The 19,443-nt window shown below is 38.6% G+C and carries 16 protein-coding genes; 1 reads left to right on the top strand and 15 read right to left on the bottom strand.

Annotated features, from left to right (window positions below; translation table 11 throughout):
- Positions 1 to 2: 2 nt before the first annotated feature.
- The 14 genes from ACNFU2_RS03715 to ACNFU2_RS03650 form a co-directional block, all read right to left on the bottom strand.
- The gene (locus ACNFU2_RS03715) at positions 3 to 1,142 is read right to left on the bottom strand and encodes an efflux RND transporter periplasmic adaptor subunit (RefSeq protein WP_306612314.1); all 1,140 of its coding nucleotides are present in this window, start codon (positions 1,140 to 1,142) and stop codon (positions 3 to 5) included.
- A gap of 67 nt (positions 1,143 to 1,209) precedes the next feature.
- The gene (gene mgtA, locus ACNFU2_RS03710) at positions 1,210 to 3,915 is read right to left on the bottom strand and encodes a magnesium-translocating P-type ATPase (protein ID WP_418123771.1); all 2,706 of its coding nucleotides are present in this window, start codon (positions 3,913 to 3,915) and stop codon (positions 1,210 to 1,212) included.
- 109 nt (positions 3,916 to 4,024) lie between these two features.
- Complete coding sequence (locus ACNFU2_RS03705) at positions 4,025 to 4,723, bottom strand: MgtC/SapB family protein (RefSeq protein WP_273648014.1); 699 nt, start codon at positions 4,721 to 4,723, stop codon at positions 4,025 to 4,027.
- Positions 4,724 to 4,823: 100 nt separating this feature from the next.
- Positions 4,824 to 6,191 carry a HAMP domain-containing sensor histidine kinase gene (locus tag ACNFU2_RS03700; RefSeq protein ID WP_273648013.1) on the bottom strand — a complete coding sequence of 456 codons (1,368 nt, stop codon included), beginning with the start codon at positions 6,189 to 6,191 and terminating at the stop codon, positions 4,824 to 4,826.
- The gene (locus tag ACNFU2_RS03695; RefSeq protein ID WP_172282743.1) at positions 6,191 to 6,871 is read right to left on the bottom strand and encodes a response regulator transcription factor; all 681 of its coding nucleotides are present in this window, start codon (positions 6,869 to 6,871) and stop codon (positions 6,191 to 6,193) included. Before ACNFU2_RS03695 ends, ACNFU2_RS03700 begins: the two co-directional genes overlap by 1 nt.
- A gap of 43 nt (positions 6,872 to 6,914) precedes the next feature.
- On the bottom strand, positions 6,915 to 8,762 hold the full coding sequence (locus ACNFU2_RS03690) for a chloride channel protein (protein ID WP_273648012.1): 1,848 nt from the start codon (positions 8,760 to 8,762) through the stop codon (positions 6,915 to 6,917).
- A 334-nt stretch (positions 8,763 to 9,096) separates the two neighbouring features.
- Positions 9,097 to 9,804, bottom strand: a complete 708-nt coding sequence (locus ACNFU2_RS03685; protein WP_273648011.1) for a DUF421 domain-containing protein — start codon at positions 9,802 to 9,804, stop codon at positions 9,097 to 9,099.
- 158 nt (positions 9,805 to 9,962) lie between these two features.
- Complete coding sequence (locus tag ACNFU2_RS03680) at positions 9,963 to 10,778, bottom strand: alpha/beta hydrolase (protein WP_273648010.1); 816 nt, start codon at positions 10,776 to 10,778, stop codon at positions 9,963 to 9,965.
- A 78-nt stretch (positions 10,779 to 10,856) separates the two neighbouring features.
- The gene (locus tag ACNFU2_RS03675) at positions 10,857 to 11,393 is read right to left on the bottom strand and encodes a GNAT family N-acetyltransferase (protein ID WP_418123767.1); all 537 of its coding nucleotides are present in this window, start codon (positions 11,391 to 11,393) and stop codon (positions 10,857 to 10,859) included.
- Positions 11,394 to 11,640: 247 nt separating this feature from the next.
- Positions 11,641 to 12,924, bottom strand: a complete 1,284-nt coding sequence (bioA, locus tag ACNFU2_RS03670; RefSeq protein WP_273648008.1) for an adenosylmethionine--8-amino-7-oxononanoate transaminase — start codon at positions 12,922 to 12,924, stop codon at positions 11,641 to 11,643.
- A 216-nt stretch (positions 12,925 to 13,140) separates the two neighbouring features.
- Positions 13,141 to 14,139, bottom strand: coding sequence for a biotin synthase BioB (gene bioB / locus ACNFU2_RS03665; protein WP_273648007.1), 999 nt, complete (start codon positions 14,137 to 14,139; stop codon positions 13,141 to 13,143).
- On the bottom strand, positions 14,132 to 14,749 hold the full coding sequence (gene bioD, locus ACNFU2_RS03660; protein WP_273648006.1) for a dethiobiotin synthase: 618 nt from the start codon (positions 14,747 to 14,749) through the stop codon (positions 14,132 to 14,134). The genes bioB and bioD overlap by 8 nt, the downstream gene beginning before the upstream one ends.
- Before the next feature lie 151 nt (positions 14,750 to 14,900).
- Positions 14,901 to 16,058 carry an aminotransferase class I/II-fold pyridoxal phosphate-dependent enzyme gene (locus ACNFU2_RS03655; RefSeq protein ID WP_273648005.1) on the bottom strand — a complete coding sequence of 386 codons (1,158 nt, stop codon included), beginning with the start codon at positions 16,056 to 16,058 and terminating at the stop codon, positions 14,901 to 14,903.
- On the bottom strand, positions 16,016 to 16,633 hold the full coding sequence (locus ACNFU2_RS03650; RefSeq protein WP_273648004.1) for a hypothetical protein: 618 nt from the start codon (positions 16,631 to 16,633) through the stop codon (positions 16,016 to 16,018). Before ACNFU2_RS03650 ends, ACNFU2_RS03655 begins: the two co-directional genes overlap by 43 nt.
- 65 nt (positions 16,634 to 16,698) lie before the next feature.
- Between ACNFU2_RS03650 and ACNFU2_RS03645 the strand changes: the two genes are divergently transcribed.
- Positions 16,699 to 18,189: a PLP-dependent aminotransferase family protein gene (locus tag ACNFU2_RS03645; RefSeq protein WP_172282759.1), complete on the top strand. Its 1,491-nt coding sequence runs from the start codon at positions 16,699 to 16,701 to the stop codon at positions 18,187 to 18,189.
- A 43-nt stretch (positions 18,190 to 18,232) separates the two neighbouring features.
- Here ACNFU2_RS03645 and ACNFU2_RS03640 read toward each other — a convergent pair whose 3' ends face one another.
- Positions 18,233 to 19,441, bottom strand: a complete 1,209-nt coding sequence (locus tag ACNFU2_RS03640; RefSeq protein ID WP_273648003.1) for a PepSY-associated TM helix domain-containing protein — start codon at positions 19,439 to 19,441, stop codon at positions 18,233 to 18,235.
- Positions 19,442 to 19,443: the final 2 nt, after the last annotated feature.

The following is a 19,443-nucleotide window of genomic DNA, read 5'->3' as shown; positions in this document are numbered from 1 at the left end:
CCTTATTTAGCATCCAGAAGATAGAAAGCTCCTTCACTGATGATCGTTTCGCCAGGTTTCAGCCCGTTGAGGACCTGTATTTTATCATTTTCCGTAATTCCTGTTTCTACATACCTTTTTACATATTGGTTACGAGAGGTCTGTACCAGCACATAATTTTTATCATTGAACTGAAGGACAGCCTTAGCAGGAACAAAAATTTTTTTCTCCGCGGTGTTAATGAACTTTACATTCACAAACATCCCGGGTTTTAAAAGCCGGTCATCATTTTCACACTCCACCAGGACTTCCACACTTCGGGTTTCCTCATTGACAATTTCATTGATATGATAAATTTTTCCCATAATTTTTTTATCCGGTAATGCGCTGATATTGACTTCCACCGAGGTTAAATTTTGCAGAAAACGAATGTCCTTTTCTTTTACCTGTCCTGCTATCCATACTTTGGAAAGCTCTGCAATTACGGCAATAGGCGGAGCGTCTTCTTTCAGGTATTGTCCCATAACAATATTATTCGTTACCACTTCTCCTTGTATTGGAGATACAACGACAAGAGGAGTATTCGGAGACATATTTTTACCATTTTTAAAAATCTGCAAAGCTCCCGATGCGTTGTCGAGTGCTGTTTTCTTAATCTGGAATTCTGTGGCAGCTTCTTCCGTTTCACGCCGGATACCCACGCCGTGGTGTAATAAATCCTGTTGACGCTTAAGGTTCAGTTCGGCCTGACGGTATTCCTGCTGGGCGTCACGGTATTCTTTTTGTGCAGCGAGATAGTCTCTGGAACTTATTGAAAATAAAGGCGATCCGGAATTTACCTTCTGCCCTAGTTTAACGTATGATTTCAATATCCTTCCGGCAAATGGTGAGGCAACTTCTGCATAGGTATTGGGAATCGCTTTAACCGTTCCTACGGTAAGTAAATTGGGATTGTATTCTTCTTCCTGTACTTTATGCAAAACTAGTTTGGAAAGTATCGGAGTATTTTTCTGCAAAATGATCGTATCTCCTTTTGTGATATACGGTGCTGTGTTTTCAGACTGTTCTTTCTTATTATTACAGGAATAAAGAAAGATTGATGCAGTTGTCAGCCATATCATTGCGGACATATTGCTTTTCAATCGTGCTGATTTAATAGTCATTACGTTTATAGTTTTAATTGTTTTTTTGAAATTGGATCGATAAATACTTGAAAAGGAATTCTTTTTCTTACAACCAGGTATTGAATTTTCTGATAAACCAGTTTTTCACCCATTGAGTGAGCAGGCAATAACAAGTGAGTATACCTAGTAGCCATGGGAAATAGCTTAATGGTAAAGGCTGCATCTTTAAAGCTGCTGCAAATGGTGAGAAAGGTATAGCAATCCCTATAATCATGATTAAAGTTGTTAAGGCAACTACCGGAGCGGTGGCCCAGCTTTGTATGAAAGGAATTTTCCTTGTACGGATCATATGAATGATAAGGGTCTGCGAAAGTAAACCTTCAATGAACCATCCGCTTTGAAACAGGGTCTGATGTTCTGGTGTATTGGCTTTGAACACAAAATACATCACGGCAAATGTGGCGAAATCGAAAATAGAGCTTATAGGTCCTATAAAGAACATAAATTTAGCCACTCCGCCTGCATCCCATTTTTTTGGTGTTTCAAGGAATTCTTCATCCATTTTGTCCCAGGGAATAGAAATCTGAGAGATATCGTACAATAAATTCTGGATCAGCAAATGAACAGGCAGCATAGGAAGGAAAGGCAGAAATGCACTCGCTCCCAGCATACTGAACATATTCCCAAAATTACTGCTCGCAGTCATTTTAATATATTTGATAATATTCCCAAAGGTTCTTCGCCCGTAGATCACCCCTTTTCTGAGAACCATAAGGTCTTTTTCAAGAAGGATAATATCTGCGCTTTCTTTTGCAACATCCACTGCTGTATCTACACTGATCCCTACATCCGACTCTTTAAGGGCCGCTGCATCATTAATTCCATCTCCCATAAAGCCCACCGTATGTCCCTGATCGCGTAAAATTCTTACAACCCTTACTTTTTGTAAAGGATTTAGTTTGGCAAATACAGAAACAGAATCCATTCGCTCTGCCAGAACTTCGTCTGATATTTCATCCAGATCCCTTCCGTTGATAATATGGTGAACCGGAATTCCTACATCTTTGCAAATTTTCCGGGTTACAATTTCATTATCACCGGTGAGTACTTTTACCCCAACACCCAATTTATGTAAGGCTTCTATCGCCGGCTGAGCTGATGGCTTGGCAGGATCAAGAAAACCGATGAATCCGGTAAGGGTAAGGTCTTTTTCACTTTCCAATGTATAAGTAAGCGGATGAGAGGCATCAAATTCCCTGATGGCAACAAGGATCACCCGGAGTCCTTCCTCATTCATTTTTTTTGAAGTTTTCAGCACGATCTTACGCATGGCGTCGTCCATGGGAACGGCTTTATCATTTTCAATATGAATATTCCTGTTATCTCCCGGATCGAAAGTTTTACTGCATAGTTCCAGCATTTCTTCTACGGCTCCTTTGCAGATAAGGAGATGGTTTCCGTTGTGCATTTTAAGGATAACAGACATTCTGCGACGCTGAAAATCAAATGGTATTTCATCTACCTTCAGGTATTGTTCTTCCACTTTTAAATAATCATGAAGCTCAACATGCTCAAGAACAGCTTTGTCTAAAAGATTCTTTAGTCCTGTCTGGTGATAGCTGTTCAGATATGCCCATTTCAATACTTCGTCATCCTCTATTCCATGGACATTAAGGTGTTTTTCAAGGACAATTTTATCCAAAGTAAGGGTTCCGGTTTTATCTGTACACAGGATATCCATAGCACCGATATTCTGGATGGAATTCAGGCGCTTTACAATCACCTTACGTTTGCTCATGTTTACAGCTCCTTTCGCCAGGTTAGCTGTAACGATCATCGGAAGCATTTCCGGAGTTAATCCTACAGCAACGGCAATAGCAAACAACAGCGCTTCCAGCCAGTTTCCCTTTATAAGCCCGTTGACCAAAAAAATCACGGGAACCATAACCAGCATAAAACGGATCAATAGAAAGCTCACTTTATTGATTCCTTTATCAAAACTGGTTTCAGGACGTTCTCCAGTGATGGATTTACTGATGCTTCCAAAATAGGTATAGCCTCCGGTCACCACAATAACTGCTGTCGCTGAGCCGCTTACCACATTAGTTCCCATAAAGCACAGGTTATTAAGTTCTATGACCTGTTTAGTTTCTGCATCGCGGATCGGAAGATGGTTCTTTTCCACAGGTAATGCTTCGCCTGTAAGCATACTTTCGCTGACGAACAAATCTTTACTCTGTACAATCCTGCAATCCGCAGGAATCATATCTCCGGCAGACAGATAAATAATATCGCCCGGAACAAGCTCGCTGATGGGTATTTCTTGTTTAGATTGAAATTTCCTGAGTACAGTAGCCGTTGTTTTTACCATGCTTTTCAGCTTTTCAGCAGCAGCATTGCTCCTGTATTCCTGCACGAAACGCAAGAGCGTACTGACCAGGATCATAACCGAAACCACGATTACCGTCTTAAAGTCACGTTCTTCTGCGGGAGGGAGCCATACATCAATGATAAAGGATACTGCAGCAATAGCCAGCAGAATATAGATGAAAGGGTTGGCAAAAGCTTTTAACAGCTGGATGTACCATTTGGGAGCTTTCTGATGTTGAATTTCATTGTGTCCGAACCTGGCTTTACGTTCATCAGCCGTTATCTTTGTTATACCTTCTTCACTGGTTTCCAGCATAGCATATACAAATTTATCATCCTGGCTGGATGCATTTTGCAGCTTGGTAATGGTTCCGATATTCATTCCGTCTGAATTGATTACAGAATGAAATGGGTTTTTAATTTTTTCTTTTAGTTTTATCATGACTCATGGTATTAATGAGTTAAAAAGGAACAGAATATCCTGCATCACAGGATTGATGCATGTTTAGTAGATCATTACGCGAAAAGGTAATTTTGGTTAAAGAGAGAGATTATAATTCCGACTGGGTACCTATAATCTCCCAACTGACCTTATGTACTTTTTCCTCTATGGTAAGGCGGCTTGCTGTCCGCTCAATAAGGCTGTCCTGAGGCGTTGCAGTAACGATTACAGCGGTGATGATAACATTATCATCTACATCATCGCTTGACAGGGATTTCAGTAACAATTTTTCATCATTTCCCAGCATCTGCATGAGCAGTACACGAATATGGTTTTCCACTTCGGCCGTACATTTTATTGTAAAGAGATAGTCTGTCTGTACATTACCGGATTTTACGAAAGTGAATCTGTTTAGGTGAATACCTATAGGACGAAGGATAATGTGGGTGAACATAACGGTAACAGTAACTACCGCGGCTTCCATCTGAAGACCCATTCCGCTAAGAGCACCTACAGCGGCAGAACACCATATGGTTGCAGCGGTATTCAATCCCTGTACATTGAGTCCGTCTTTCATGATAACTCCGGCACCGAGAAAGCCTATACCGCTTACAATATATGAAGCAATCCTTCCGGTGGCATCGCCACCGATTTTAATGGAAAGAAGAATGAAGGCCGTAGCACCCAGGGAAACCAGAGCATTGGTACGTAAACCCGCACTTTTCTGACGCCAATGTCTTTCGATACCGATGGCGGAACCTAATAACATTCCGCTTAAAAGTCTGATTGTAAATTCCAATAATCCCATGATTCCTCTTCTTTTATTTTGCTGGCACAAAGGTCTTTACAATCTGCCACAAACACGGTTAGAGAACCACTAGAAAAAAATTAGAATTTTATTAGAAATTTTATAAATGAGGGAGCTCTACCGTGAAGGTTGTCCCTTTGTTTTTTTGTGAAGATACGGTGATGCTGCCTTTATGCAGATCAACTATTTTTTTGGTAAGAGGAAGCCCTATTCCGTTTCCATCCGCAAATTCTTTATTTTCACCTCGATGGAAAGGAGCAAAAATAAAGTTCATATCTGTTTCTGAAATACCAATTCCAAGGTCTGAAAATGTAAGGATAATTTTTTCATTACTGAATATAATGGAGACTGTACTTTTATGGTCATCGGAGAATTTACATCCGTTTTCAAGAAGGTTTACAAATGCCACTTTTAAAAGATACTCATTTCCATTTACCGTAATCTGGTTTTCATCATCAATATCAGCTTTGAAATTGAGGTCAATCTTATAATCATAGTTATAATTCTGAACCTGCTGACGGGCATCCAGCAATATCTCATCGATCCTTACAGGTTTAAAGGAAATTTCCGTAGGATCATAACTTGCTTTGGCAAAATCCAGAAGGCTGTTTGATAAACGGACCAGCTTTTTGGAGTCGTCTAATACATTGTTGATCACTGTTTTATATTCGTTATTGGTCCTCTCCTTATTAATAGAAAGTTCCAGTTCGGTAATGATTGCGGCCAGAGGGGTTCTCAGTTCATGGGAAATATTGGAAACAAAATTTTTCTGGGCATCAAAAGAGCTTTCCAGACGATTGAGCATGTCATTGAATGTATTGGCCAGTTCCGATAACTCATCCTTATTTCCTGTAGTTTCCAGTCTAAGATCGAGATTTGTTGCTGAAATATTCCGAGCTTTTTCCGTCATTTCATTTACTGGCTGAAACGCTTTTCTTGAGAAGATTCTTCCTGCCAGAAAAATGATGATGATTGAAAATATAAAAACAATGACGATCGTTTTCAATAAATTACTGACTTTGCTGTATCCATATTGGTCATACGCTGCCGCCGTAACCAGATATTTTTGTCCCTGGTACGCATAAGTAACCCCAATCACCTGCCAGTTATCCTGATAAAACTGAATGTTTCCTTTGGAATTGATATCATCAAGCATTTTTGAGGTTTCCTTTACGAAATCAATATCCACTGCATCATGATATAAAAGCTGATGATCTGTATTATAAATAGCTACTTCAACCTCATTCAGGGTTTTACGGTTATTGTGATAGATTTCCTGGAGGGTATGTTTGTCTACTTTAGCATTCAGGAACAGATTGGCTTTGGTGTAAGCTTCTTTTTTTAAAAGCGCATAAAATTCGGTTTCCCTGCTTTGGCTTGCGGAAAAATAGATTACAAAAGCAAATACCAGCAAAATAGTTGCTGTAATAATGGTGAATAATATGGTAAGCCTGGTTTTGATTTGCATCACTCCAATTTAAGAATAAATCCCATACCGGATTTGGTATGGATGAGTTTCTGATCAAAATCTTTATCTATTTTCTTACGAAGGTAATTGATATATACATCGATAAAATTAGTTCCCGTATCAAAATGGGTATCCCATACTTTTTCGGCAATTTCTACTCTTGACAGCACTCTTTCCGGGTTGTGCAGCATGTATTCGAGCAGTTTGAATTCTTTCGGAGTGAGGTTGATATCTTTTGTATTCCTTTTAACGATCTTGGTATGAAGGTTCATTTCCAGGTCAGCGTAACGCAGGATAAATCCCGAATTCTGAGCAGCTTTGTTGTTGCGTTTCAGTAAAGCTCTTATTCTTACCAGTAATTCCCTCATTTCAAACGGTTTTACGAGATAGTCGTCTGCACCGGCATCAAAACCCTCTACCTTATCGTCTGTTGTTCCCAATGCGGTAAGCATAATGATCGCAAGGTCAGGCTTGATAAGGCGTACTTCCCGGCAAAGGTCGATTCCATCCATTTTAGGAAGAACGATATCCGTTATCACAAGATCGTAATCATTCTGTAAGGCTAATTTCTTTCCGGACAACCCGTCATAAGCCAGAGTTACCGTAAATCCCTGTTCTTCCAGACCTCTTTGGGTAAGCTGGGCAACTCTCTGATCGTCTTCTATGATTAGGATATTCATGGATACAAAGATATCAAATATTGTTTCTTAAAATAAAAGGATTCTAATCGGAATATTCCTTCAGCAATTCCCTGTAGCTCATTAAAACGGTAGATTTTGAAATGAAGCCGATAAAACGGTTTTGAGCATCCACAACAGGTAAATTCCAAACCCCTGTTTCATCGAAAATCTGAATGATCTTCAAAGGCTCATCTTCGGGGTGAATAACTGCAGGCGGAGCTTTCATAAGCTGCTGGATGGTGAATGACGCATCTTTATCCCTGTTAAAAAGCAAAGGCCGGATATCGTCCAATGTTAGAATTCCTTTCAGCATTTTTTCATCATCCGTTATTGCAAATATGTTCTTTTTTCCATTTTTGATCAGTTCATACAAATCATTAATGGGAGCATCCTGGCTGATAGTCTGGGAGTCCCGGTCTATCAATTCTTTTGTACGAAGTGAAGACATCAGGTTTTTATCATGCTCATGGGTAAATATTTTGCCCTCATCAGCCATGTTTTTTAGCTCCGGAGATATCGGGGAAAACCACTTTGCCATTAAATAGGACATTACAGAAACAATCATTAACGGGATGAAAAGATCATACCCGAAACTGGATTCGGCAATAAGAAATATAGCCGTAAGAGGTGCATATAGTACGCCACTCATAGCGCCTGCCATTCCTACAAGAACCAGATTGGTAACAGGAACATCCTCAAACCCTATTTGCTGGCAGATCATGGCAAAAAGAAAACCGACCGTACCTCCCGCAAAAAGTGAAGGTGCAAAGTTCCCTCCGTTCCCTCCGCTGAAAATGGTAATAGAAGTCGCAAAAGCTTTTAACAGGCATATCAGGACCAGAAAAATAATGACCGTCCAGTTTCCGATTTCAAAGTATCTGAAAAGACTGTTTTCAATTATAAAATGGGTATTTCCATTGGTGAAATCCTTTACTGTTTCATAACCTTCACCAAATAACGGAGGAAACAGGACGCAAAGTAAAGACAACGCGGCTCCTCCGATCATTGCCTTACGGATGCGGGAAACTTTCAGCTCCTTAATAAAATGTTCTACTTTCTGGGAGATGATCACAAAATATCTGGCATATAAACCTGTAACAATACCTAATATCAGATAATACGGAACATTGTGGTAATTAAAAGATTCTCTGGCGTGAAACCTGAAAAGGATATCCTCCTGAAGCAATATCCTGGATAAAAGACTTCCGCAGACCGCAGCAACTACAAGCGGAATAAAATCGGAAAAGACAACTCCCGTCAACAGGATCTCAAATGCGAACATTACTCCTGCTATCGGGGCATTGAATGCGGACGCAATGCCTGCTGTTGCTCCTGCAGCTAAAAGCAAAGTTCTTTCTTTATATCCTAAACGATAAGTCTGCGCATAATTTGATCCTATGGCAGCACCGGTAACGGCGATAGGGCTTTCCAGCCCTGCAGATCCTCCCAATCCTACGGTAATGGCACTCTGCACAATCTGCGAGTACATTTTTACTGAAGAAACGATACTGGAGTTTTGAGCTATCTCATAAAGAATGGCGCCGATTCCTTTCCTGTCCTGCCCTTTAAATAAAGTAAGAACAATACTGGTGGTCAGTACAATTCCTAAAAAAGGAAAAACAATATAAAAAAGGATCTGATATTCAAAATGGACTTTATTGACAATGAAATAATGGATGGTATGAACCAATGTTTTAAGGATCACACCTGCCAGTCCGGCAGTGCATCCAACCAGGATACCCGAAAGAATAAGAAACTGGCTGCGGCTGAGTCTGTTGCTTAGCCAATGAAGTACAAGTTCATAGCTGCGTACTTTCTCGAGACCATATTTCTGAAAATCTCTTTTAAACTTAAGAAAACTGAGGTATTTTCTTTTATTGTGAATCTTCACGTGTAATTATCGGGTATTTGAGTGTTTTTTACAAGTATTCTTCCATTGCTTTACACAGATATTACCATGTAAAGAGGAAATTAATGTTATAAAAAGGGTTAATGATTAATGAGACTTTTCACAGTTTTTATTTAAAACTGATACTTGGGATAACAAATATAAGGAAAAAAGAACACTTAGATTTTAGGAAACTTTAATTATCATGAGATGATCAGGATTGTTTTTTTAAGTTTGCCAGGAGTACCGCGATTTATAAAGATTGCTAAATGAAAAAAAGTTTTTACTAGAACTCAATTTTTACAGTTTAGGAATTTTTTTAAACTTTAATTGATGTTTATGTCACTCTTTTCCTATCGCTTGCCAATACCCATTCATCTTTTTTACAAACAGGACAATCTCCTGCATTTCCCTGATTTTTTATTTCCGTTTGTCCACAGAAAGTACATGAATAATATCCTTCTTCATCGATGTACTTTACGGTTTTTTTTAAAGAGTCCGGCATAATAGGGAGACCATATTTTACCTGGGCATCTTCAAAATAAAATACGCTGATTTCTCCTGAAATTTCTTCAATAGCTGTTTCGATCTGTCCCAGCTGTGATATGCCTTTTAATCTTAACTCTGCAAAAAATTCATCGCTTCCCAGATTTTCTTTTTTGAAGTTCTCGATAGCAAACTTCCCATTTTTAATAAGGCAGATAGAAGTTCCTTCAATGACTTTTTCAACGTTTTTGTATTTTCCGATCAGATAGGTAATGATGCTGTACATAATGATGATCACGAGGAAAACAATGATGGAAGAAATAATTCCGACGTCTTTATTGAACATGGGGTCTCCGGCGGCAGAACCTAAACCGATAATCACAACAAGTTCAAAAATCGAGAGTTGTTTTACACCCCTTTTGCCTAGAACCCGGAGGCCAATAATGATCGTCAGAAACATAATAGCCGTACGAAGAATGATTTCAAGAATAAATGACCATTCCTCATGTCCCATCAGTAATTCTTTCCAGTTGAGTTCTAAGAGCAGTATGGATATCATAGAAATTAATTTAGAATGAACATCCAAAAAATAAGCCATTTCAATAGGAAATGAAATGGCTGTAAAAGATTAGTTTGCTTTATGTGAGGCTTATTCGATACTTTATAGTTAGTATGATTTCTTAGATTTTTGAAGTCACTATCTCAAATTATTTTTGATTATTTGTTATCAAAATATTTATTGAATAAAGCCAGTTGATCTGATAATGATCTGCTCCAGTATTCCGTAGTGTGGCCGCCCAGTGATTCTGTGTATAGATGCTGGATTTTATTGGCTACGAGTTTTTCATGAAATTTCCTGTTCATCATGATCATTTGCTGATCTTCAGTACCACAATCGAAAATATAGGTTTGATTAGCGCTGATCATTTTCTCTATTTTACTGTCCGTAAGAAACTTTGGATCAAGCTTTTCCAAAGGGCCTAAAACCTCATTAACTTTGTATTGTTCGTAACCTTTTCCAATAGATTTTAGGTCTAAAGCTCCACATGAACTTCCCACAATCCCAAAAGTGTCCTGATAAGTTACGCCGATGTTTAACGCACCATAGCCACCCATACTCCATCCTAAGATACCACGGTACTTTTTCTCTTTTTTTACAGGATAATTCTTATCGATATAGTCTACCAGCTCTTTTCCGATAAAAGTCTGATATTGTGAGTCTTTTTTCAAAGGGCTGTCTACATACCAACTGCTGTAATTGCCATCAGGTAGGATATAAATCGTGTTGTAGGTTTTGGCTTTGTCAAGCAGATTAGGCAGGTCTTCCTTTACAAGCCTGTCCGGATTCCCACTGAACCCGTGAAGAATATAAACTGTTTTATACGTTTCTTTAGGCTTAATATTGGGTGTAATGATAATGGTTTTAATATTTTTGTTCATCCGTGGGCTGAAAATTTCTTTGTGGATGAGTTTTTGTGCGGGTGTAAGCCCGAAAGTGATCAGTATCAGAAGCAGGTTTACCAAATTTTTCATGCGCTAAAAATATTTAATTAAATACGTAGTGATATTTTGAAATAGCATGGCAAAATTGTGCCAGATATATTCAAAAAGCTATTTATTAAGCCATTCTTTTTGCAGTAAAGCAAAAACGAGATCATCAACCCAAACACCATTTATATATAAGCTTTCAACAAAATGAGCTTCTTTTCTGAAACCTATACGATTCATGAGATCAATTGAACTTTTGTTTGCGGGGTCAACAGAGGTTGTAATTCTATGCTTGTTAAGGTCTTTGAACATCAAATCAATGAGGCTTTTCAATGTTTCTGAAGCATACCCTTTATGGTGGTGTTTTTTGTTCAGGGTAATTCCAAATTCGACCTGCTTGTTGTCACTGTCTATAAAATGGATGCCAACATCCCCGATCACGTCATTTGTCTTCCTGTCCGTAATCAAAAGCTGATACCAGGTTTCCGGCTGATTGAATTCTTTAGGATTTCTAAGAATAAAAGCTTCCACTTCATCTATTGTTTTGGGGATCCAGCTTTGGAATTCATTGGTTTCAGCATCTGACCGGTATTCGAAAAGAGCTTCTTTATCACTTACATGGAGGTCTCTGAGGACTAATCTCTCTGTTTCAAGAATCATTGTAATAGTTATTATGAGGAGCTAATTTAAGAGTTTAAGGGGTAAGAATCAATATTCATGGGAAAAATTGATCATTAAACTTTAAATTTAGACAGCGTGGAATTAAAGATTTACTTTTCTTCAGTATCTCCTCCAATCAGCGAAAAAAGATGCAAAAATATACTCTCGCATACCATGCTTAATGTAACAGATCATAATTTTGTGTTTTTTTAAATCTGTGTATCGTTGCCGGCAGCGAGAGTATGGGCTATTTCATTTTCAGAAATAGGTTAAGAACGTCTATGATATTTTCATAAATGAAGTCAAGCTCTTCTGGGGTAATGCAATAAGGAGGAACCAGATACATCACATTTCCCAGCGGGCGCATGATAATTCCTCTGGACAGAAATTCATTGTAGATCTTTTTTCCGGTCTCATTAAAATACGAAGTTCCCTGATCCGTTTTGAGCTCCCAGGCCAGAATGGTTCCCATTTGGCGGACATTTTCCACTTTCTCATGCTGCTGAAGGATTTTTGTAAAATCAGCATGTTGTTGGGAGATTCTTTCAATGGCAAGTTGTGTATCTTGCTGTAATAAAAGCTCCATACTGGCAAGTGCCGCAGCACAGGCTAAAGGATTTGCTGTAAAGGAATGCCCATGGAATAAAGTTTTATACTTATCATCGGATAAGAAAGCATTGAAAATCACTTCTGAGCAGGTTGTAATACCCATTGGCATTGTTCCGCCTGTTAATCCTTTTGAAAAACACATGATATCAGGTTGTTCGGACAGGTGATTCGCTGCAAAAAGTTTTCCCGTTCTTCCGAATCCTGTAAAAACTTCATCCTGAACCAGGATGATTTCTTTTTCCCTGCAGAACTTCATAAGCTTACTAAGATCTTCAGCATGGTGTACCAGCATTCCGGCAGCTCCCTGTATCAATGGTTCGTAAATAAAACAGGCCACATCATCGGCAAAACCTTCAATCCGGATTTTTAATTCTTCCAGATTTTCAGAATTCGGAGTATCTATGAAGATTACTTCAAACAGCATTTCGCCAAAAGGCTGGGTCCAGATGCTTCTTCCGCTCACTGACATTGCTCCAAAGGTATCTCCATGATAAGCATCTTTGAAAGCAAGTATCTTTGTTTTTGATTTTCCCTGATTGTAAGCATGCTGGATGCTCATTTTTAAAGCAACTTCTACCGCAGTAGATCCGTTATCTGAATAAAAAACCTTCTCCTGATTATCCGGTAATAGCTTCAGGAGGTTTTCAGAAAGCTGTATCGCTGGTTCGTGGGTAAATCCGGCAAAAATAACTTGCTCTAATGTATTCAGCTGACTGTAAACACGTTCGGCAATATGCTCATTAGCATGTCCGTGCAAAGTAACCCACCATGATGAAACAGCATCGATATATTTTTTACCTTCATTGTCATAGAGATATACTCCTTTTCCTTTGACGATAGGAATTGCATCGTCAGCTGTTTTCATCTGAGTATACGGATGCCAGTTCACGGCCCGGTCTCTTTTTTGTAATTCGTTCGGCATAGATTGATTTATATTGTGTGTTGTTTTAGTGTGTATGATGAAGGGGAGAAAAAGAGGAGAAAAGAGAAAAGAATAAAGAATAAAGAATAAAGAATAAAGAATAAAGAATAAAGACCTGGACTTATCTGTAATTTTGCCTCTAACCTCTAACCTCTAACCTCTAACCTCTAACCTCTAACCTCTAACCTCTAACCTCTAACCTCTAACCTCTAACTTCTAACTTTCACTATTCACAAAGGCTTCTTCTCTTTTTTTCATCGGTTTCAATCCGAGGGTATTGAGCATTTGCATATCTTCTGAAACTCCAGGGTTTGGGGTTACTAAAAGAGTTTCCCTTTCTCCGGTAAAAATGGAATTAGCTCCTGCCATAAAGCACCATGCCTGTTCGGTTTCGGTCATCTCGATGCGTCCCGCGCTCAAACGAACCATTGATGATGGCATTACAATTCTTGCGGTAGCGATCATTCTCACCATTTCCCAGGTATCTACTTTGGGATTGTTTTCAAGAGGGGTTCCGGCTACTCTGGCTAAGGCATTGATCGGAACAGATTCCGGGTGTTTAGGCATTGTAGCTAATGTCAGCAGCATGGAAATACGATCCCCATTGGTTTCCCCAAGACCGATAATCCCTCCGGAGCATACAGTAATTCCTGCTTTTCTAACGTTATTAATGGTATTGATCCTGTTATCGAATGTACGCGTTGAAATAATTTCTTCATAATACTGTTCAGAGGTATCCAGATTGTGGTTATAAGCATATAACCCTGCTTCCTGTAAACGTATTGCCTGCTCTTCTGTGAGCATTCCCAATGTACAGCATACTTCTAATCCGAGCTCGTTTACTCCTTTCACCATATCGATTACGCGATCAAAATCCTTGTTGTTTCGTACTTCACGCCACGCAGCAGCCATACAGAACCTTGAAGATCCAGAATCTTTGGCTTTTTGAGCATGTTCAATTACTTTTTCTGTAGGAAGTAAGGCCTGTACTTTGATATTCGTATGATAGCGTGCAGCTTGTCCGCAATAGGAACAGTCTTCCACGCAACCTCCTGTTTTTATTGATAATAACGTTGAAATCTGTACTTCTTCAGGGTTATGCCATTCCCGGTGAACGGTCGCAGCTTTGTATACAAGTTCTAATAGAGGCAGGTTAAATATTTCCTCTATTTGCTCTTTCGTCCAGTCATTTCTAAGTTTTGTTGTTTTATCCATTGTATACGTGTTTTAAATTGTTTGATATTGTTTCTATGTTTTCTTTTGTAATTGAATCTATCTCAGGTATTCTGATGATATGGGTTTCTTTTTCTATATAGTTGATGATCACCCGTTCTGTATCGGTTGGAAAAGATCCGTTAAGGATCAGGTATTTTAATGAAAGCCCTCTTTCTCTTAAAGCCATTATGGATAACAAAGTGTGATTGATACATCCTAAATAATTTCTGACTACCAGGGCAACAGGTAATTGCAGTTTTTCTATCAGGTCAATCATAAATTCATGATCCGAAAGTGGTACCATTAATCCTCCGGCTCCCTCTACGACCAGGGTATTTGATGTATCCGGTAACTGAAAATCGTCAACACTGATTTGTTTTCCTTCTGCTGCTGCAGATTGATGAGGAGAAGCTGCCAATTGTAAACGGTAGGTTTCGGTATAACAACAGACCTCATGTCCCACCCAATTATTAATTTTCATACTGTCCGTATAATGCAGATCTCCGGATTGAACGGGTTTCCAGTAATCTGCTTTAAAATGGTTGGTTAAAATTGCTGAACAAACTGTTTTTCCTATTTCGGTTCCTATTCCGGTGACAAATAATTTCATAGGTTTAATATTGTTTAAAGGCGAAATCGCTGAACAGCTTACTTGCTGAATCTTAAAATTGTGGATTTATAATGTTGTTAAAAAGTAGAAGGCTTTTACCTCTTGATAATCAACTACAAATCCTCAATTCTGTGATTTCGTTATTTTACATTCACATAATTTCTCTGATTGTTGTGGCAAGCTCAATAATCTCTTCTTCGGTATTAAAATTGTGCAGACATACCCTCAATCTTTCTGTTCCTTCTTTCACGGTTGGACTGTAGATTGCATAGGTGAGCATTCCCTTTTCCGATAATGTTTTTTGCAGCAATTGTAATTGTTGGTTATCAGGAATAACAATAGCCTGTACCGGGCTGCTTTCTGCTGAAGGGCTTTGAAGTCCTTGTTTTCTAAAAAGGGTGATATTGTGCTGTAGTTCTAATGCTAATTCAGGATGGATTTTCAGGAAATCATAACCGGCTTTTACAGAATTCCATTGAACATCCTGTGCTGATGTGGTATAAATAAAAGGAGACGCAAAATTAATGAGATAGTCTTTGATCAGCCGACTGCTTAAAATAGCTGCTCCATGTGCCCCTAAAGCTTTACCATAAGTTATCACAGTAGCCAAAACCCTGTCCTGTAATTGATTTTCATTAACTAATCCATATCCTAAAACACCAAAACAATGAGCTTCATCCACGATGAGATGGGCATTGTATTGTTCTGCCAGCTCAACAATTTTTTGGATCGGAGCAAAATCACCTTCCATCGAATACAGGCTTTCAATGCCAATATAACAGTTTCCCTGAATTTTGCTTAATTTTTCTTCTAAGCTGATAAGGTCATTATGTTTAAACTTGATCTTTTTTGCATGGGTGATGCAGCAGGCATCGTGTACCGATCTGTGGATGTGTTCGTCTACAATAATAGTATCCTGTCTTCCTGGCAGGGCTGAGAACAAAGCCAGATTGGCATTGTATCCGGAAGAAAAAAGCAATGCTGAATCGTATTGATGTTGGTGGGCAATAAATTCCTCCGTGTGAACGGCTACTGCACTATTACCACTGATTAGTCTTGATCCTGTGCTGCCTGCTAATAATGCAGGATTATTCTGAACCTGCCCGAGCAAATAATGCTGAAATGCTTTATTTTGTGCCAGACCCAGATAATCATTAGAATAAAAATCTGTTCCTTCAAGCTTAGGCCGGAGAGATCTGAAGATTCCCTGCTCTCTTCTTTTATCCAATGCCTGCTGGAAATGAGCTAATTGACCCCCTCCCATTTTTAATTCAGCTGTATTACTTCTTTTGTAATGGAGCTGATCCATTGTTCATGTAACTGATGTTCAATTTTAAGAATCTCTTCTGCATGAAGCTGCCAGTCTGGTGAAAACTCATTCAGTTGATTGATCATTTCCTCTAAGTGTCCTTCTTCTTCAAGAATGATTGACTTTACCATAATTTTAGAAGATTCTTTAGTCAGGATATCCTGATATATGGGATATAGCTCATCGGCACGTACTTCAATGGCATAGGTTACAAAAAGGTAAGCAGCATATTTTAGCTCTTCTTTGGTTAAGGAAAATGCCTTTTGTAAATATTTACACGCTTTAATATCCAAAGAGTGCAGATATTGACGGGTTGCCAATGAAGCCAGAAGCTCTTCTTTTTCATAGGTTTTACAAAAGTCGGGATTAAGCTTTCCGATCTGCTTTTTCAGATAGTAGGCATGGCGGTGTTCTTCTGCTGCATGTTTTAGCTGGATCTGGCTCACCTGGGTAGGATGCTCACAGCTGGAAATTTTTCTGGCTCCTGCATTCTCCATAAAAGATAATGTATTCAGCCATTTGGCATGAACCTCATTATTTTTTACAATACGTTCTAATAGATTGTAAAATTCCATGTATTTTTATTTTGATTCAAATGTAGTATATTGCCGGATGGTTGAATGGTGCCAGTTTTAATATTATGGATAGTCCGGTTGAAATTCCTTATCAGAGTTTTGTCAAAATTAACAGAAGTTCAGACGCTTCAATATATATGCAGATTGCCAATCAGCTGATCAATGCGATTCAGCGTGGTTACCTTCCTTTTGGGACCAAACTTCCGGGAACCAGGGCTTTAAGTCAAACCCTTGAAGTACATCGTAATACAATTGTTGCCGTATATGATGAGCTGTTTGCTCAGGGCTGGGTAGACAGCATCCCGAATAAGGGGACATTTGTTATCGGGAAAAATAAGGATGAGCCTACAAAGGTTAAAAATTTTGAAACCAATGACCTTGAACATTATCCGAAAACAACAGGCTTTTCTTTTAAAACGTCTAATATCCTCGATAACCCATTTGAGCATTCTGCATGTGAATATCTGTTGAATGATGGGGTACCGGATATCAGGTTAACACAGATTGACCAGCATTCCAAGATTTACAGTGCTATTCTCAAGCGTAAAGCACATCATAAAATGCTTGGCCATTATAATCATGACGGAAGTGAATTCTTTAAAAAGAACCTTTCTCATTACCTGAATCTATCAAGAGGGCTTCCTATTTCCAAAAAAAATCTGCTTATTACAAGAAGTACGGAAATGAGCATCTATATTGTCTCGGAAGTACTTTTATCAGAAGGCGACACTGTATTGGTAGGCGCACTGAGCTATTTTTCGGTTAATATGATACTGGAGAAAGCCAGGGTTCATATTGTTCCTGTTCCTATCGATGAAGAAGGAATTATGGTGGAATATGTAAGGGAGGCCTGTAAAAAGCAAAAGATACGGATGTTATATCTCACTCCTCACCACCACTATCCTACCACGGTAACGTTAAGTGCTCAAAGAAGACTAGAGCTGTTGAATCTGGCGAACGAATTTGGATTTGTGATCCTGGAGGATGATTACGATTATGACTTCCATTATGATAAGAGTCCTATCCTTCCTTTAGCAAGTGCAGATACAAACGGAATGGTTGTTTACACCGGTTCTTTCGGAAAATCACTTGCCCCGGGATTCCGGACAGGATTTATTGTGGCTCCGGAAAACCTGATGACTGAATTGCGTAAATATTTGGGAATTATAGACCGTCAGGGTGATATTCTTATGGAGCAGGTATTGGGTGAAATGATTGCTGAAGGAGAAATTCATCGTTATCTTAAGAAATCGGTCAAGATTTATCAGGAAAGAAGGGACCAGTTCGCTCTTTTACTGGAAGAATATCTTGGGGAATATATACGGTTCCAAAAACCATCAGGTGGCTTAGCGATCTGGATTGAGTGGAATGTTCCCCTGAACCTTATGCAGCTCAGCAGGAATTGCGCTCAAAATAACCTATTCATTCCTAAAACATTATTGTATCAAAACAAAAATCTTACGGCAATGAGGCTGGGATTTGGAAACTTAACTTTCGAAGAAATGGAACAAAGTATCAGAATTTTATCTGAAAATGTAAAGAGACTGATTTCATAATTTTTTAAGCCCATAAAAATGAGTACTATTTTTATTACTCTTTTTAGTGGCTATTTTGAAAAAAGGAATGTCTTCGCTTATGAATTTTTGCATGACTCCTTTTTGTTGGTTTCTTTTTTTTCCTGTTTAGATAAATCATAAATCCTGTAATGGGAAGTGATGCCGCAATTAAACCAGCAATGAGATATAAAATTCTGCCTGCCGTACCCAGAATACTTCCTGTATGCAGATCGTAATTTCTTCCTCTTAGAGCGGTTCCGTTCCCGATATTTTTGTCATTATACAATTGATGTTTTAAAGTTTCCCCGGTATATTGATCAAAATTGAATTGCTCATTCTGGTATTGTTTATCACCATATGTTATCTCTGCATAGTACGTTCCCTCTTCTTTTTTGGGAAAACTGATCAATGCGGATTTTTTACCTGCCAGACTTTTTTCCACTTTATTCCCTACGATATCCAGGATCATTTTTTGATTGGAGAACCCGGTGGCGGGTACTGTACTCTTAGCTTTTTGTTCAGTGTGGGCCTTTCCGTTTAAAGTTTTCTTTACCCATTGATCAATATTTTCAAAATTCCATATCACTGCGGAATAGCAGATCAGAAGCAGAGGGATCACAGCATAAAAACCCAGAACATTGTGACTGTCATAATTAATTCTTTTCCAGTTAGCTGATGTTTTAATAAAAAACATGCCTTTCAATGCATTTTTATTCATTTTACGGGGATACCAGATCACTAAGCCGGAAAAAAGCATGATCGCTAAAATCAGTGTGGAATATCCCGTAATGGTCTTTCCTATTTTTTCTCCAAGCAATAATCTTCTGTGGAGATCCATCACAATTTCAAAAAAGTCGGTTTTGGCGTTCTCAACTGCAAGAACTTTTCCGGTATAAGGATCTATATAAACCCTGTAATAATAAATATAAGTTCCCCAATATGTCCATGCTTCGTCATTCATTTTCAGGGAACGGAATGCATAACTGCGGTAAGGATCGGAAGATATTTCTACCCTGCTAAGTTTTAAGCTGTCAGGTAATGCCTGTTTAGCTTTCAATTTTAGTTCCGAAAATGGGAGCTTTTCATTTTTAACTGATCTGACAAAATATTTTTCAGGATAGAACGTATGTTTTAATTCTTTTTCAAATGCCAGGATGCAACCGGTAACTGCCATTATTACAACTATAAGCCCGGACATTAGTCCGAGCCATAGATGTAATTGATATGTGATTTTTCTCAATTTAGAATTCATTA

Origin of the sequence: Chryseobacterium sp. PTM-20240506, assembly GCF_048296755.1 — a bacterium.
GTDB lineage: Bacteria > Bacteroidota > Bacteroidia > Flavobacteriales > Weeksellaceae > Chryseobacterium > Chryseobacterium proteolyticum.
Note: the sequence above shows the minus strand (reverse complement) of the source record. Positions and strands in the feature narration are given on the sequence as shown.

Excerpts from the sequence above, each read along its gene's own strand:
- ACNFU2_RS03715 (WP_306612314.1), bottom strand. The coding sequence starts at position 1,142 with ATGACTATTAAATCAGCACGATTGAAAAGCAATATGTCCGCAATGATA.
- mgtA (WP_418123771.1), bottom strand. The coding sequence starts at position 3,915 with ATGATAAAACTAAAAGAAAAAATTAAAAACCCATTTCATTCTGTAATC.
- ACNFU2_RS03705 (WP_273648014.1), bottom strand. The coding sequence starts at position 4,723 with ATGGGATTATTGGAATTTACAATCAGACTTTTAAGCGGAATGTTATTA.
- ACNFU2_RS03700 (WP_273648013.1), bottom strand. The coding sequence starts at position 6,191 with ATGCAAATCAAAACCAGGCTTACCATATTATTCACCATTATTACAGCA.
- ACNFU2_RS03695 (WP_172282743.1), bottom strand. The coding sequence starts at position 6,871 with ATGAATATCCTAATCATAGAAGACGATCAGAGAGTTGCCCAGCTTACC.
- ACNFU2_RS03685 (WP_273648011.1), bottom strand. The coding sequence starts at position 9,804 with ATGATATCCATACTGCTCTTAGAACTCAACTGGAAAGAATTACTGATG.
- ACNFU2_RS03680 (WP_273648010.1), bottom strand. The coding sequence starts at position 10,778 with ATGAAAAATTTGGTAAACCTGCTTCTGATACTGATCACTTTCGGGCTT.
- ACNFU2_RS03675 (WP_418123767.1), bottom strand. The coding sequence starts at position 11,393 with ATGATTCTTGAAACAGAGAGATTAGTCCTCAGAGACCTCCATGTAAGT.
- bioA (WP_273648008.1), bottom strand. The coding sequence starts at position 12,924 with ATGCCGAACGAATTACAAAAAAGAGACCGGGCCGTGAACTGGCATCCG.
- bioB (WP_273648007.1), bottom strand. The coding sequence starts at position 14,139 with ATGGATAAAACAACAAAACTTAGAAATGACTGGACGAAAGAGCAAATA.
- bioD (WP_273648006.1), bottom strand. The coding sequence starts at position 14,749 with ATGAAATTATTTGTCACCGGAATAGGAACCGAAATAGGAAAAACAGTT.
- ACNFU2_RS03655 (WP_273648005.1), bottom strand. The coding sequence starts at position 16,058 with ATGGATCAGCTCCATTACAAAAGAAGTAATACAGCTGAATTAAAAATG.
- ACNFU2_RS03650 (WP_273648004.1), bottom strand. The coding sequence starts at position 16,633 with ATGGAATTTTACAATCTATTAGAACGTATTGTAAAAAATAATGAGGTT.
- ACNFU2_RS03645 (WP_172282759.1), top strand. The coding sequence starts at position 16,699 with ATGGATAGTCCGGTTGAAATTCCTTATCAGAGTTTTGTCAAAATTAAC.
- ACNFU2_RS03640 (WP_273648003.1), bottom strand. The coding sequence starts at position 19,441 with ATGAATTCTAAATTGAGAAAAATCACATATCAATTACATCTATGGCTC.